At 50.6% G+C, this 14,185-nt stretch carries 17 protein-coding genes; 3 read left to right on the forward strand and 14 right to left on the reverse strand.

What is annotated here, in order from left to right; genetic code table 11:
• Positions 1-7: 7 nt before the first annotated feature.
• From R70723_RS34410 to R70723_RS19685, 3 genes are all read right to left on the reverse strand, one after another.
• Positions 8-247, reverse strand: coding sequence for a GNAT family N-acetyltransferase (locus R70723_RS34410; RefSeq protein ID WP_081957435.1), 240 nt, complete (start codon positions 245-247; stop codon positions 8-10).
• Positions 195-635, reverse strand: coding sequence for a YhfM domain-containing protein (locus R70723_RS19680; RefSeq protein WP_039874612.1), 441 nt, complete (start codon positions 633-635; stop codon positions 195-197). The genes R70723_RS34410 and R70723_RS19680 overlap by 53 nt, the downstream gene beginning before the upstream one ends.
• A 142-nt stretch (positions 636-777) precedes the next feature.
• Entirely contained in the window at positions 778-1,329 is a 552-nt protein-coding gene (locus R70723_RS19685) for a polymer-forming cytoskeletal protein (RefSeq protein WP_039874614.1), read from the reverse strand.
• A gap of 265 nt (positions 1,330-1,594) precedes the next feature.
• On the opposite strand from R70723_RS19685, the gene R70723_RS19690 reads away from it, so the two are divergent.
• On the forward strand, positions 1,595-2,530 hold the full coding sequence (locus R70723_RS19690; protein ID WP_039874617.1) for a serine hydrolase domain-containing protein: 936 nt from the start codon (positions 1,595-1,597) through the stop codon (positions 2,528-2,530).
• Between the two features lie 711 nt (positions 2,531-3,241).
• On the opposite strand, the gene R70723_RS19695 is transcribed toward R70723_RS19690, so the two are convergent.
• From R70723_RS19695 to R70723_RS19705, 3 genes are all read right to left on the reverse strand, one after another.
• Entirely contained in the window at positions 3,242-4,015 is a 774-nt protein-coding gene (locus R70723_RS19695; RefSeq protein WP_039874620.1) for a CPBP family intramembrane glutamic endopeptidase, read from the reverse strand.
• Between the two features lie 112 nt (positions 4,016-4,127).
• Positions 4,128-4,673, reverse strand: coding sequence for a hypothetical protein (locus tag R70723_RS19700; protein ID WP_179088018.1), 546 nt, complete (start codon positions 4,671-4,673; stop codon positions 4,128-4,130).
• A gap of 32 nt (positions 4,674-4,705) precedes the next feature.
• A complete protein-coding gene (locus tag R70723_RS19705; protein WP_039874621.1) occupies positions 4,706-5,836 on the reverse strand; it encodes a stalk domain-containing protein in 1,131 nt (376 codons plus the stop codon).
• A 229-nt stretch (positions 5,837-6,065) separates the two neighbouring features.
• Here R70723_RS19705 and R70723_RS19710 point away from each other — a divergent pair, with 229 nt between their 5' ends.
• The gene (locus R70723_RS19710) at positions 6,066-6,434 is read left to right on the forward strand and encodes a hypothetical protein (RefSeq protein ID WP_039874622.1); all 369 of its coding nucleotides are present in this window, start codon (positions 6,066-6,068) and stop codon (positions 6,432-6,434) included.
• Positions 6,435-6,517: 83 nt separating this feature from the next.
• Here R70723_RS19710 and R70723_RS33500 read toward each other — a convergent pair whose 3' ends face one another.
• The 3 genes from R70723_RS33500 to R70723_RS19720 all read right to left on the reverse strand — a co-directional run bounded on the left by R70723_RS33500 (position 6,518) and on the right by R70723_RS19720 (position 8,687).
• On the reverse strand, positions 6,518-6,700 hold the full coding sequence (locus tag R70723_RS33500) for a hypothetical protein (protein WP_305954251.1): 183 nt from the start codon (positions 6,698-6,700) through the stop codon (positions 6,518-6,520).
• 128 nt (positions 6,701-6,828) lie between these two features.
• Positions 6,829-7,701: a tetratricopeptide repeat protein gene (locus tag R70723_RS19715; protein WP_039874624.1), complete on the reverse strand. Its 873-nt coding sequence runs from the start codon at positions 7,699-7,701 to the stop codon at positions 6,829-6,831.
• 26 nt (positions 7,702-7,727) lie between these two features.
• Positions 7,728-8,687: an ATP-binding protein gene (locus tag R70723_RS19720; protein ID WP_039874625.1), complete on the reverse strand. Its 960-nt coding sequence runs from the start codon at positions 8,685-8,687 to the stop codon at positions 7,728-7,730.
• Between the two features lie 135 nt (positions 8,688-8,822).
• Between R70723_RS19720 and R70723_RS19725 the strand changes: the two genes are divergently transcribed.
• On the forward strand, positions 8,823-9,251 hold the full coding sequence (locus R70723_RS19725) for a PH domain-containing protein (protein WP_039874628.1): 429 nt from the start codon (positions 8,823-8,825) through the stop codon (positions 9,249-9,251).
• A gap of 121 nt (positions 9,252-9,372) precedes the next feature.
• On the opposite strand, the gene R70723_RS19730 is transcribed toward R70723_RS19725, so the two are convergent.
• The 5 genes from R70723_RS19730 to R70723_RS19750 all read right to left on the reverse strand — a co-directional run bounded on the left by R70723_RS19730 (position 9,373) and on the right by R70723_RS19750 (position 14,067).
• Positions 9,373-10,197 carry an alpha/beta hydrolase gene (locus R70723_RS19730; RefSeq protein ID WP_039874629.1) on the reverse strand — a complete coding sequence of 275 codons (825 nt, stop codon included), beginning with the start codon at positions 10,195-10,197 and terminating at the stop codon, positions 9,373-9,375.
• Positions 10,194-11,240 (reverse strand): ABC transporter substrate-binding protein, encoded by a 1,047-nt coding sequence (locus tag R70723_RS19735; protein WP_047171167.1) that lies wholly within the window; start codon positions 11,238-11,240, stop codon positions 10,194-10,196. The genes R70723_RS19730 and R70723_RS19735 overlap by 4 nt, the downstream gene beginning before the upstream one ends.
• 42 nt (positions 11,241-11,282) lie before the next feature.
• A complete protein-coding gene (locus tag R70723_RS19740; protein ID WP_047171168.1) occupies positions 11,283-12,488 on the reverse strand; it encodes a helix-turn-helix domain-containing protein in 1,206 nt (401 codons plus the stop codon).
• A 129-nt stretch (positions 12,489-12,617) separates the two neighbouring features.
• A complete protein-coding gene (locus R70723_RS19745; RefSeq protein WP_039874631.1) occupies positions 12,618-13,175 on the reverse strand; it encodes a hypothetical protein in 558 nt (185 codons plus the stop codon).
• A 43-nt stretch (positions 13,176-13,218) separates the two neighbouring features.
• Positions 13,219-14,067: a GNAT family N-acetyltransferase gene (locus tag R70723_RS19750; protein ID WP_047171475.1), complete on the reverse strand. Its 849-nt coding sequence runs from the start codon at positions 14,065-14,067 to the stop codon at positions 13,219-13,221.
• Positions 14,068-14,185: the final 118 nt, after the last annotated feature.

A 14,185-nucleotide genomic window follows, 5' to 3' on the forward strand; every position in this document is an offset into this window, starting at 1 on the left:
GCTCGGATCACCGTAGCTTCTTGGTAAATACAGCTTCATTGTCTCTCAAATAACCGTTCTTTTCATAGGTTCGCAGAGCTAGATGATTATTACGGCCTGTCAGAATCCTCACGCTAACCACGCTGCGGCGGCTTAACTCTTTTTCCAGCAGATTAAGCAACGCCGCCGCAGCCCCTTTTCTCCTGTAAGCTTGCTCAATGTAACATTTCTGTAGTCTCCCCATAAATAAGCTTCCGCAGCTCCTCATGATTTTTAGAAGGAATCGAGTAGCCTTTTCCGCTATCTTTAGAGTCTACCAGCAGACCCCGTATCCCTTCCTTTTTTGAATCAGCAATGTTTAGGGTGTAGACCTTTTCTCCGCCGTTTTTATAAGCTGCATACATTCTGAACATCACACCGTAATCCAATTCTCCTTTCATCCGTTTCGCCTTATTGATAGCCGTTACGAACACCTTGATTTCCTTCGGCTCTGTAAAGGTCTTGTCAGCAAAAAGCCCCGCGGGTATCTGACCGTCCTCACAAAAATCCGCACACTCCAGCCGGATACTGGCTATCTCGCTTACTTTCAGCTTGCTGTAGCTCATAATCCCAATGGCAAGCAGACAGAATACCAGCAGCGGAGTCCACTTTTTCATATCAGCTCCTCCTTCTCTCAGCGCGCAACAAACAACTTCCATATATTTCTATGTAAACATAAAGAAAGCCTGCAAACCCACCTCCTCATCAGAGATTAAGTCTACAGGCTGTATCTATCCGATCATCCGCAGTGTAACGGTATTACTTAACTTCAGTTGTTCCAGTCACTTTGCCTTCCATCACTGCAGTTGCTTGTACGTCAGCACTTGCGAAGTACAGGTTACCGTCAATGGTAGCATCCTTGTACAGGTTGAAGCCGTTAGCTTCTACATATACGTCACCTTTGATTGTACCGCCTTGAACTCTGAAGTTCTCGCTTTGTACAGTTACTTTCGGTGCAGTCAGTGTGTAAGTAGCCGTTACATTATGATCAGCATCCTGTGCATACAGGGCAAGCTTACGGTAGAGTGCATTCTCGGCAGCGCCTTTATCATGGAACTCACCAGCTACTACAACATCCTGATCTACAGTAAGGTCATTCAGGATTGCAACGATCCAGTTACCTTCTGCACTGACAGCTTTCAGGAATGGATCCTGTTCTTTCACGATGGAAGCAGTGGATACGGCATCAGTCTGTGCAGCAGCAGTTGCAGTGGCAGCCGCTTCATTTCCGGCATTGTCATTATTCGAACCGCAACCCGACAGTAATGCAGCAGCAACACCGGCAACCAGCAACGTTTTTACAAATTTCATCTCAAATCCCCCAATTTTTATTTAGTTTGATTTCTCTTTAATAACCATATTATATATTAAAATTTGAAAATTATCACGTGAACTTTTTCACAAATTTGTGTCTATTACGGCTGGAACTGCAATCTGCAACCGATTTGTTCAGCAGCAAGCCCTAACAGCATCCCGGAATTTCGCTTTTCTGCACTAAGGCTGGTACACTGGAACAGATATGTAGTACATAATATTAGACATAATGTTATTCCCGGCCTAAGAAAGGAACTTATCCATGGAACCATCCCAACTGACCGCAGCGGTCGCCCCCTATCCATTACGCAGCTGCCTGATTAACCGTCAAGGCCGTCTGGCCTTTGAGCATTATAGAGAAACCAGCACAGCCGGTGAACTCGCCAAAATCAACTCCTGTACCAAAAGTGTTCTGTCGGCGCTGTTCTGCATTGCGATGGAAAAAGGTCTGCTGCCGGATCCAAATACATTGCTGGCTGAATTTTATCCCCGGATTCGCCAGGACCGTGATCCGCGCAAGGCTGAAATTACGCTGGAGCAGCTGCTCAGCATGACGGCAGGCTTTAACTGGACAGAGTTTGGCGGCCAGAACTCCTTTCCACGCATGACGCGCTCGGAAAACTGGATTGATTTTGTGCTGGAGCAGAGGCTGTCCCATAATCCCGGTGAGCATATGGAATACAATTCCGGGGTATCCCAGCTGCTTGCGGCAATTCTGGTTCAGGGTACCGGCATGCCGGTTGCCCGGTTTGCTGAGGAAGAGCTGTTCGGCCCGCTGGGCATTGAACAATATGAATGGGAGCAGGACCCGCAGGGCATCCATACCGGGGGGTTCGGACTCCGGCTGCGTCCGGCACATTTGCTGAACTTCGGCCAGCTCTTTCTGCAGCAGGGAGAATGGGAGCAGCGGCAGCTGATTACTCCCGGGCTGCTTAGCCGTTCTACGCAAACCGTCATTCAGGCGGATAGTCCGCGCCGCGGCGGCTATGCCTGGCATTGGTGGACAGACAGCTATGCGCGTCTCCATCAGGAATCCCCGGATGCGGCATTCCGCTATTATTACGCCCGGGGATACGGAGGCCAGTTTGTATATGTAATACCTGAGCTTGAGACTGTTGTAGTCTTAACGCAGGATCATCGCGGTAAGCAGAAGCCGCCTGTAGATATGTTCAGGGAATCCATTGCACCGCTGCTCTAAGTCGTATATGTAAGCTTCACTAAATATAAACTGCAGCTAAACGCATAAATCCCCGACTACCTTATCAACCTAGGTATCGGGGATTCATGTGTTCAATCCATTATTCAATTCAATCATTTCCTCCAGCCACAATCCATATCCCTGACATGGTAATTGTTCATTCAAATTCGGTATTTCCCGTTCGCTCCTGAAGAGGAGTATTGCCCCATGTCCTGCATATGGGATGAGTTCCCCACGTACACGATTACACGAAAAACGTTTTCACTGACGTTTTCCCTACTGTGTCAACCGTAATTGTACGCTTCGCTAACCTGCTTCAACGGAATCACGCTCCTTCGGTTGCAAGATGTGTCTTGCCTGAATAGCTTGTTCCTGGTTCATGGTTTCTTTGGGAATCTCTCCTTCCTTCATTACTCACCATAAGTAAGCTTATACGATAGCCGCTTAGCGGTTATCTAGCAGTTACTTGTTGGTGATGTCACTATAGTAGCGCATATCCGATAAAAATTAAACTTTCATAATTTTTCGTATTTTGTCGTATTCCCTGGAAATTCCCAGTTCTTTGAGAATGGGCACCGTTAGCCTAACAATTACTTAATTTTTTGCGGTTTTACGTGGATTTTACACTTTTACAATTGTAAAGCCGTCCAATTGTACTTCGTACAACCAAACGGCTTTAACATTAGTGGGAGCTTTTAGCCGCTGCCCGGCCTATGCGCTTATCCGGTTCTCCCGTGCAGCACTCAGCTTGTTGCGGCGGCGCAGGTTATAGACAAGATAAATGCCATACAGCAAATACAGCACATTTAGAATACTGATAGCAAGCAGCTCTTTATCCGGATTCTCCTGGGTCATGAATGCAAGTATATCAAAAGCAAAATGAAACAGGATCAGCGGAATAATATTCTCCGTCGTCTCAATCAGCAGAGCCAAAATTAAGCCGATCAGAAAGGCATTAATTACCTGAAGCGCAACACTTAAAGGATCTTTTCCGTTTAACGCATTCGACATATGTAAGATACCAAAGAAAACTGAGGAAAAAACGATATAAAAAACAGGGCCCTTAAAATTCAGCTTATCCCGGATGATGCCTCTGAAAACTGTCTCCTCTGAAAACCCGACAAACAGGGTAAACACCACGAACATCAGAACTTCAGCTGCAGTCAGCTGCACATTAAAGCCGCCAATGATAGGCTGAACCAGGGCGATAATCAGCAGCGGTATGTAATAAAGCGCATCCTTTGACTCTGCCGCTGTAACCGGCCTGAACCCGTACCGGGAAAATGTTCGTCCTCCCCTCGTCATATATACCGCTACTATCACAGCCATCACTGCAAAAGCTGCTCCTTGCGCAATAATCATCCCGTTATCGCTTAACTCCATAATGCTTGCGGCGGCTGAGGCTGCTGAAACCAGAAAGGTCAGCAGAATACCCAGCAGCAGCGAAAAAATAATCGGGTGATCCTTTTTACCGCTCTTTGTCATGATACTTCTCCTTTAATCTGTCTATTTATGCCTGTCTGGGCAATAACGGATTAATTGTAATACATGACTGTTTAATATTCCACATTTTTCTAGCCGTCCTTCTTTTCTCCTGTCACTCTTTCATTAACATATTCAGCGGACCCTCATCCCAGACCTGTACCTCTATGTATCTCTCAGGACCGTATGCACCGTCCTTGTTCCAGACCTGCGGCAGGCCGTATTTCTCCATTAGCCATATAATCTCCCTGTAGGTATACACTTTTCCGCGATATTCCTTGCCGTCACGTACTTTGGGGCTGAAGGTCGGAAACAAATCTCCATAGGAAAAGGACAGCGTATCTGTGTCAAAACCCGAAATAGGCATATACACGGCCGCTCCCTCGGCATACCAGGATTTCAGCCACTCACACTCACCGATGACCATATAATGCGGAGCTGCCCGGACAGGCTTTCCGCCCTTTTCAATAAACAGGCTCCGGGCCAGCTGCTCGAGCTCCCTTCTTCTTTCCAGGTATCCGTCCGGCCTGCGTGAAGCCATGACCTCCTTGTTCCGCCTGATTGCACCAAGCACCTCCTCCGCCTGGACGGCTGGCAGATCTGACAGGTTTTTAAAGGGCCCAAGTGCCCTCTCGTAATAATGATACAATGTCACAGTCATCCGCTTGCCTCCCCAGTTGTCAAAAACCCGGCCTAAGGCCGGGTCTTTAACAAGTCATATTCATAAATCCGTCCGTCCTGCACCGCCAGATTCTTGAACTGCAGCACATTTCCTTTACGCTCCGTGAACTGCAGCTGATCCCCGTAAAAAGGGATGTCATTCGTTTCGGCATACACTTGCTGGTCCGGATCAAGCAACTCTTTATATAGCAGGGTTTGGCTTCCGGTCTTGCGGTCAATCAGCATAAGCAGGCCCTTCTGATTAGGACGGATCAGCAGGAAATCCTCATCCATCCCTTCGACCAGATACTTATCCTCGATCCCGCCAAGCTTGACCAGATCAAGTGTCTCCTTTACCTTCCCGGTCCCGTCCTCAATCACTCTCAAACTCTTCCCATCCGTCAAAATGAGATTATCACCGTACAGCTTCACATTGTCCCCGTAACGGATCCAATAGCCCACACTTGCCTGCCGGATTACCATACCGTCCTTAATGATTAGTGTGTACCATTTGTTGTTGATATGCGGCTCACCATAGACATCTGTAATCGTAAGATAGATTAGGCCTTTAGCTGTTTTGCGGAAATCAAAGCTGATCATGTCGTACAGCTCAGAGCCCAGATTGGCAATTAGCCGGGGCTTTCCGGCCGGACCTTGCGTATACAGTTTTCCTGTCTGTTTATCAACCGTGTAGGTAACCCCGCCATAAACGGCACTGCTGCTTGAAAAGGCTTGAATATTCTTCGCGGTATACACACTGCTCTTGGCATTCCAGCTTACCGATTCCCCGCCTAACGCCTGCACAATAAATCGGGCCGGAACATACAGCTCGTCCTTATGCATAAAAGGCTTACCGCCAAGGCTGACGGTCTGACCATCCAGCTTCGCCGTTATACTTCCTGTAGTAACCGTCACCGATTTCTGCCAGCCGTTATAAGTATATACGGTGCCGCTGCGCGAGCTGCTCTTTGAAGCCTGCAGGCCGGCCGACTCCAGCAGACCGGCGCGTGCATAGACAGTCCCTTCCTTTAGAAGTGCAGGATTTGTAGATTGACCTCCATTACTCCAGATCACATTGAAATAAGCGGTTGAAGCTGCAGAGGTTACCTCTGGAAAGCTCAGGAGCAGGAGAAGCAGAGGCAGCAGCAGCCAGCCTTTTTTCATAAATATCACACCTTCCTTATTTTTCTAATTCATTCAATATATTGGACGCCTGGGGCAGCTAAAAGTTGCATGCAGGTTTTGTGAAAACCAGGAACTTTATATTTAGTCCTAATGAACTATTTAACCATAAATTCCAGTGGGAAAAGCTCCCTTCACATGATATAATTCCTTAAGGTTTTAAGCGAAATAAACCCATAAAGTAAATGGGTTCGCAGGAGGAGCAGTCACTATGAAAAGTCATATAAAAATTGTGAAAGTCTCCGCAGCCGTAGAAAAGGACGCATTTGACGTCACAGTAAGCCATTGGAAGCTTCTGCTTGAGACCAACCGTTATTATGAGATCAAGGCTGAGGATGGTCCGGTTAAGCGGATTTATAAAGAGAAGCTCAATACTGTAGTGGATGAGACAAAGTCGTATAGCGCCGGACAGCTATCCTGCTCAGCTTTTTGCGCGGAAGACCGGATAAATGAAATGCAGATTGAAATTCTCCGTAATCTTCAGCTAAAGGTCAATCACTATATGAATGAGCTGCAGCTGAATATGAAGGCCATCCAAGGGCAGACCATCTGCAAGGATCATAATAATAACCCGGATTAACAATACGTGAATATAAGCACAAAGAGCCGCAGATTGCAGACCTCATAGTCCTGCAGTCCCGGCTCTTTGCATGAATCCGCTATTTACAGCAGTCCCGCGTTCTTTACAGCATGCTCCCAGCTTGGAAAATAGTACAGGGCACTCCGCATTAATTCCGGATCATGCTGTTTAACCTGCTTCTTGTTGATGCTGCCTCCGCCCGTCTGGAGCTGCTTGATCCGGCTGATGACCTCATCCGATCCCATTGTAATATCCAAATTCGCCACTCCCTTCTTCGTAATTTCTCCTATTTTTAACCAAGACCAGCCGATGTATACTCTATTTAAAATAAAAAAGAGTGTTCTTCAGCCTTTGATCCGGCCGCAGGAACACTCATTACACTGTACTTATATCATTACTTCCTCGCTCTCTGCCACCCGTACACCTGCACATGAACGATTCCTTTAGTCACCATATTGGCCGTGAAATAAAGAATCAGGAATACCAGCACCAGCGGTCTAAAAACAATCCAGGCAACAATCCAAAGCGTCAGAATCTGCCAGCGCTTCAGTCTGCGGAAGTATTTCGTCGGCCACAAAAAAACAGCCAGCAGCTTATGGGTCTGCTGCAGTGACTCCAGGAACTCATCCCGCAGCTGCTTATCATCCGGATCGAGCCTGACCGCATTTCTCATATATGTCTCTTTCAGCTTATAATCCCCGCGGTGGCCCGCCGCCCAGCCCAGATAGAGCAGAACGTATTCGTTCTCTACGCCGGTCTGAACCGCCTGCCGGTCCAGGCTGACCGACTCAGCCATGTTGCCCAGCAGCGCCTCTGTATAGCTTAATGTGGCCAGATAGACAGCATTCTCCGGGCTCAGCTCCAGCGCCTGAAGCAGCTGCTCCCTCGCTTCCTTATATTTAGCCCGTTTGTTCAGCAGATTAGCCTTGATAAAATAGTAATGTGGCTCATAGGGATCTACTCGCATCGCTTCCGGCAAAACCTCGTTCAGCGCTTTATAGTTCTGTGTGTCGTAATAGATGCAGATCTGAACAAACCAGGCCAGCTGCTGCTCGGGATCACGGCGCAGGGCTTCGCCTGTCCAGTGCTGCGCTTTTTCGTAATTTTCCTGCAGAATATAGATATGAGCGATAATAGCAAATACGTCCGGATCCTCGGGGTCCTCACGCAACACCTGCTCCGCTTCAACCAGAGCCTCCTTGTACCGCTTCATTTCCATAAGCTCATGTACAGCTGCCAATCCGTAGCCGCTCGATTCATACTCCATATTCAGGACCTCCTGTCCCGCCTGTGCTATTTAATTCCGTGCTTTTTGGCATAATCCAGAACTACCTGGTAGTCCCGGTTCACATCGCTGAAGGTGGCGTAGTTCCGCGCAGTGGCGAACCATTCCAGCGTAGTCGCTTTGCGGTCCTTAGCAGCCTGCCGCAGGTCACTGCCTGTAATCGGCTGAATCTCCCCAGTTTCAAAGGTGCGCTCCATGGCAGACTCAACAGCGTCGCTCACTACCTGCTCCAGGTCGGCTCCGGAGAAAAATCTGGTCTCTCCGGCAAGCTTGGACAGATTAAACGGCTCCTGCGGCTTGCCGGCCAGCTTCAGGCCGAGGATCGTCTCCCGCTCCGCCTCCTCCGGCGGCGGAACAAATACCAGATGGTTAAAGCGCCCGGGACGGCGGAGTGCAGAATCCAGATACCAGGGGGTATTGGTCGCCCCGATTACAAACACCTGATCATTCTCAGCCTGCAGTCCGTCCAGCTCCAGCAGCAGCTGATTGACCAGCATCCGGTCATGATGCTGGCGCATCTGATGCCGGCTGCCGCCCATGGCGTCCAGCTCATCGATGAAGATGACACAGGGCTTATTCTCCCGTGCCTTGGCGAAGATATTGTGCAGGTTATTTTCGCTCTGCCCTACGTACATCGCCAGAATCGCCTGCAGCTCAATATGCATGAAATTGGCTTCAATCTCCCCCGCAACCGCACGCGCCAGGAAGGTTTTGCCGCAGCCGGGAGGACCGTACAGCAGCAGGCTGCCGCCTGCCTCCTTGCCGTATGCGGCAAACAGCTCCGGCTGCTGCAGCGGCAGGATGAAGTTCATCCGGATTTTCTTTTTGACATCCTCAAGGCCCCCGACATCGGCAAAGGTCTCTTTGGGCTTGTCAGATTCAATTAATCCATTATCCTCTTTGCTGAATTGAATGAGTTTCAGGTTTTTGCGTCTTTTCTCGGCCAGCTCATCATGTTCATCCGCCATATGCATTTCACCCCTATCATTATTGAAATAAGTTTACCATATTTCGGTGCAGGGATAGCCCGCAGTTTGGAGAATATTAACAGAGCAATGAGCAATTGCATATCCGCTTACCGCGGACACTCAGGAGGGAATATAATGGCTAATTTATTTGGCGGTTTACTAGGCAACTACTCAGAGGTAACGATTCCGGAGCTGATGAACCAGTACGGAGTTTATCTGATGCCTGACGAGCAGATCCGCACTGGCTTTAAGCTGGTCCGCGATGCATTCATTATTACAGATGAGCGTCTGATTCTAATTGATCATCAGGGGGTCACCGGCAAGAAAACACGGGTCGCGTCCATTCATCTCAGCTCTATTTATGAAGTAACCATGGAGACCGGCGGCACCGGATTTGACGACTGCGAGATCATCCTTCACTATATTACCTCCCCTTATCATAAATCTAACAATTTGCAGACCGCTGCCTATAAATTTGAATTCGCCAAAAAGTTCAACGTACAGCCGCTCTACACTGCACTTATCAGCATTGCCCATGAGAACCATAAGCGTTTGAACGGCTGATTGATTTAAAAGAAAGCTAAAAACCTCTCTTACACTCAAATGGCGGCAACAGAGGCTCCATTTGAGTAAGAGAGGTTTTTTGTGGTTTGGTTTAGCTGCAGTCAGAGCTGTCCAGCTCACTTCAGCTTGAACCCTGCTGCTTCTCCAGCGCGAACTTCAGCAGACGGCTGAGTGCTGCCGGCAGAACGCTGACATGGCTCTCACCGGCAAACTTCACCAGAGAGGCCGATAGCCCTTGTCCGTCAAGCGGCTTCAGCAGGTCATATACTTTCTCTGCATCCTCGACCATATGCTCAAGCTCTTCAGCACCGATCGTAATCAGCAGCCGGCGCTGCAGCTCCAGCGAAGGATACCCGGCAGCAAAGGCATCCAGCTCCTTCAGAACCTTATAATCCCCCCACCAGGAGGAAGGGCTGCCGGCTGCATAGTGTGTGAACAGCGCCGGTCTGGTAAACAGGGCATGGAGAACGAGCAGCCCGCCGAGCGAATGTCCGAACACAGCCTGACGGCTGCGGTCCACCGGAAACTGTCCGGTAATCACCGGCATAATCTCCTCCTCCAGCAGCTCAAGAAAGCTGTCGGCACCGCCGTGCTCCGGCCAGTCCGTGCCATCGGGACGCTGCGGCAGCGTATCTGGCTGCACCGGCATTGTGAAATCAAAGCAGCGGCGGGTCATATCAAACGGCTCGCCGGACGGATAGCCGACCGCAACAATCAGCACCGGGTCGAAGCCGTGCGGCTTACGTGTCTGCAGCCGGGCGGCTTCAGCCAGGGTGTGGAAAACAGCGTGACCGTCCAGGGCATAGATTACCGGGTATCCCCCGGGCGGAGCTTCACCGGCGGGATGTGCCAGCAGGAGCCGGTATTCCAGCTTATGCGGACCGGCGGTCATTACAATTTCCTCGCAGCCTTGATGCGGATAGGATCGTTCCTTAACACTGCTCATGGCGCGATGAGCTCCAGCACATCGTCGATAACATTGCTGTAAGCGACCACGCCTCCGCCAAGCCAGTAGCGGTCATCTACATTGAATACCTGTCCGGCCTGAACGGCAGGGATGCTTTTCCAGAGAGTGCTTCCGGTCAGCTCATTGTAGAAGGTCTCTCCGCTGTTGGCTGTGTCATTAGCCAGGAAGATGTAGTCAGCATCGATCTGCGGCAGCAGCTCCAGTGACAGCTCCAGGCTGTTCTCGGCTGCGACCAGCTCGCTTTTGGCAATGCCCAGCTGGTCTGCCAGCACGAATCCGCCGTACACACTGCCCATCAGGAACATGCCTCTTGCATTGAAGCGGATGATTAACGCCTTTTTGCCGTCCAGAAGCGGGGCAAGCTCCGCTTTGGCAGCTTCAACCTTCTGATGATAGGCTGCCAACCCCTCCGCTGCTGCCTCTTGCTTCCCGATCAGCTCACCGAGGATGGTTACTGAGCTGTCGAGATCACCAGCTGCCTGTTTGAATACATAGACCGGGGCGATCTTAGAGTACTGCTCGTATACCCCGTTCTCCGCATAATTGGCGTTGTGCAGCACAATCAGATCCGGCTGCAGATCCATGATGACCTCCGGTGAGGGCAGTCCGCTGTTAAAGTCGAGCAGCGGCACTCCGGCAAGCTTGTCCTGCAGATAGGCCTGGCCCTGCCCGTTGTTCGCCCACTGGGCCACAGGCTTTACGCCCAGCACGGCCAGGGAATCCTCCAGATACGGGGCAAAAATCCGCTGCGGCGCCGCTTCCAGCGTCAGCTCATGGCCCAGTTCATCTGTGACAGTAAGCGGATAAGCGGCTTCAGCCGGTGCTGCAGCAGTCGGCTCAGCAGCAGCTTCAGCGGAAGGCTGTGCGCTTGCGGCGGCAGCTGCAGAGGCTGCATTGTCCGCTCCTTCGTTTGCTGCATCCTGACTGCAGCCGCTTAGCAGCGCTGCCGCAAGCAGCAGGCTGAGTGAAGCCGGAAGCAGTGCCTTTCTTATTGTGCCGGCTGAAATAAGCTTGTCTTGCATAATGGATCTCCCCCTAATGATAATCGTTCTCATTAATGGAGATTATAATGGATATGAATCCGGGTAACCATGGACTTTGTCCTCCTGAGGCTTTGGACAATTTCCGGTAAACATCAGCAGCGTCTCCTCCAGCATCCGGTCTATAGCCACTGCAGAATATTCAAACCACGGATCGGAGGGCAGCAGATAGACATGCCTGTTGCGTACAGCCTGGAGCGTGCACCAGCTCTCATTATGCTGCAGGGACAGCCAGCTCATCCGGGTCGGGGAATCCGGACAGATTAACAGCAGCAGCCGCTGCGGGTCCAGCTCCTGAAGCTCACTGAATGAGACAGGTTCATTATAGAGTGATGATGAATGAACATATGCCGGACATAAGCCAAGCTGCCCATACAGCACATCCTGAATCCCGCGGTTACAATAAGCATACAGCTGGTCACCGCTGAGCCGCAGCACGGTCACTTTGTCCTCCCCCACGGCCGCTGAAACCCGCTCTCTAATCAGCCCGGCCTTCCGCTCGTAGAGCTCAAGCCACTGCCTGCACTGCGGCTTCCTGTCCAGAAAATCCGCCAGCTCCTGCAGCTGTTCATCCCAGCGGCCCTGCTCCCGGGGTATAAATACGGTCTGGGCATTTCGCAGCAGAGACTCCCGCCATTCCTCAGCCATCCTGGCATGTCCGATAACCGCATCCGGCCGAGACCGGAGCAGCTTGTCGTATTCTATCTCCCGGTCGAGCAGATCAACTCTGAGATGCGTCTCAATGAGCGAATAGTACTTATTATAATAATAATGGGTCCATTTCGCATCGAGCGGTGCTGCCGCAGGGATGATGCCCAGTGCCAGCAGCTGTCCGGTAGCCGCAGCAGAGCAGGCGGCAATCCGCTGCTTCTGCCGGCGGACGAAGGCGGATGGCGGCATTCCGACTTCTTTTTTAAATTTGCGGCTGAAGTAGAACTCATCGCTGTACCCGACCAGCTGGGCAATTTCCCGCAGCAGATAACCGGATTCCTGCAAATATTGCTTCGCTCTGCTGAGCCGCAGACCGGTTAAATAATCCATTACACTTTGCCCGTATGTTTTTTTGAACAGTGCACTGAAATATTTCGGCCTGAAGCCGGCCATCCCGGCCAGCTGGTCAACCGACAGAGGCTCATGAAAATGGCCGGCCATATATGCCCGTATCCCTTCCAGTCCGATTCGTTCGCCTGTCATTGTAGCGCTTATATCCAGCGGTTGTACCCGCTCCATTGGAATCCCTCCATATCAAAAGGCAATACTCTTATCAGTGATAATGATAATCATTATCCTGGTATTTATCAACAAAAAGAGCGCCTATTGGCGCCCCTCTCCTTACATAATATGAACATCCACTGTGTATTACAGGCTTGGTCCCACACTGCCGGCATCTGTCCGGAGGACAAAAAAGATTTCCTGCTGCTCACCTCCGCTTAGACCCTTCAGGCAAAAACCGCGGATAGTAGCACCAGGCTCATAATCAGCCGTGTTCGAGCTCAAAAATGCCGCCGGATTGATACCAAGCTCAAAGGCCCCTGATCCTTCGCGGATCACAACCGTCTCTGGCCCGTTATCCGGCATTTTGTATTTGTAGCCGCCGTCCGGCAGCAGAATTACATCGGTCAGCACATAATCAGCACTGAGCTCCTCACCCAGAAGAATCTCAACAGTCTCGCCAAGCTGGACATAAGGGATTTCCGCTTCTTTCGTCTGCTCAATAAGGACACGGTATTGCTCCTTGCGGTGTTCCCGGCCAGATTCTCCATCCTCTGCCGGATTAACCGCCGCTGGAATTTCAAAGCCTTTTGCCAGAATGGTAACCCGGGGCCTTGTTGTATTCTCGCCGCCTTTCCACGGGCTGCAGGCAGTTAGAAGAAACAACAATAGCAGCATATTTAATATCACCATTCTCCTGAACATTCCGTTTCCCCCTGCCTGCTGATTAGCTTTCTTCCCTAAAGCGCTAAGTTTCGTATGCAAGGCGATAATAGGGAAGTGTCCGCACCGGGCGGAAGCCCAGCTTTTGCGCAAGACGGTAGGAACCGGTATTCTCCAGCCGGCAGGCCCAGACCGATTCCAGTCCGCGGTCCAGGCAGTACTCAATCAGCGCCAGACTGGCTGCAAAAGCGCAGCCTTTTCCCCGGTGAGCCGGCATAGTCTCTATTCCAATCTCCAGTTGGCCGCCAGAAAGGCAGGAAGAAAATGCGGCAGCGGCTATTTCACCGTTCTCCAGCAGTACGAAGCCTGCGCCTTCAGCCGTAAAATGTGCCGCATCCCGCCAAAAAAACCGCGGAACCACTCCCTGGTCCAGCGCCGTAAAATGCTCTCCGGTCATAGGTACGGGGTGAGCCGGCTGTCTGCCGGAAGCTTTTTTTGCAGCTGAAAATGCAGTCCGGTCCAGGCTAAAATTGACTCTGGTATTACGTTGAATCACTCTTGAGCCAGCCTCCTCCTGTAAACCGGCATCAAGCCCTGCCGCACTATTATGGGAGGCCATTATGCTATCGACGACACCTGTCCATTCTCCTGCCGGATCCGCCTGCAGCCATTCTGCCGTGCGCCTGCTGCCATTCTGATTCGTTATGTATTCACTAACCGCGCGGATAAAAGCATCATTACCGGTATCTCCGAGCACAAGCGACATCCCGTAGGGATGAGCTATATAATAAGCGCGCGGATTGTCGGCGTCATCCGTATAGACCTTGCCGGTGATCTTTTGCTCCAGAACTGTCCTTGCAAACAATGTGTTGATTTCTGCCAAGTCCAGCAGCGGCCGGACAAGAGTATACTTACCGGAATCCAGCTCAATCATTTCTTCACCTCTGCTCCGTTTATCCGTATTTTTCATCCTTCTATATATTCGGCCTATAGGGAATTTTTTCCTTTGTTAAAAACCTGTTGACTTCTTGCTGATTATAAGTTAGCGTTCT

This window comes from Paenibacillus sp. FSL R7-0273 (genome assembly GCF_000758625.1).
Taxonomy (GTDB): Bacteria; Bacillota; Bacilli; order Paenibacillales; family Paenibacillaceae; genus Paenibacillus_AQ.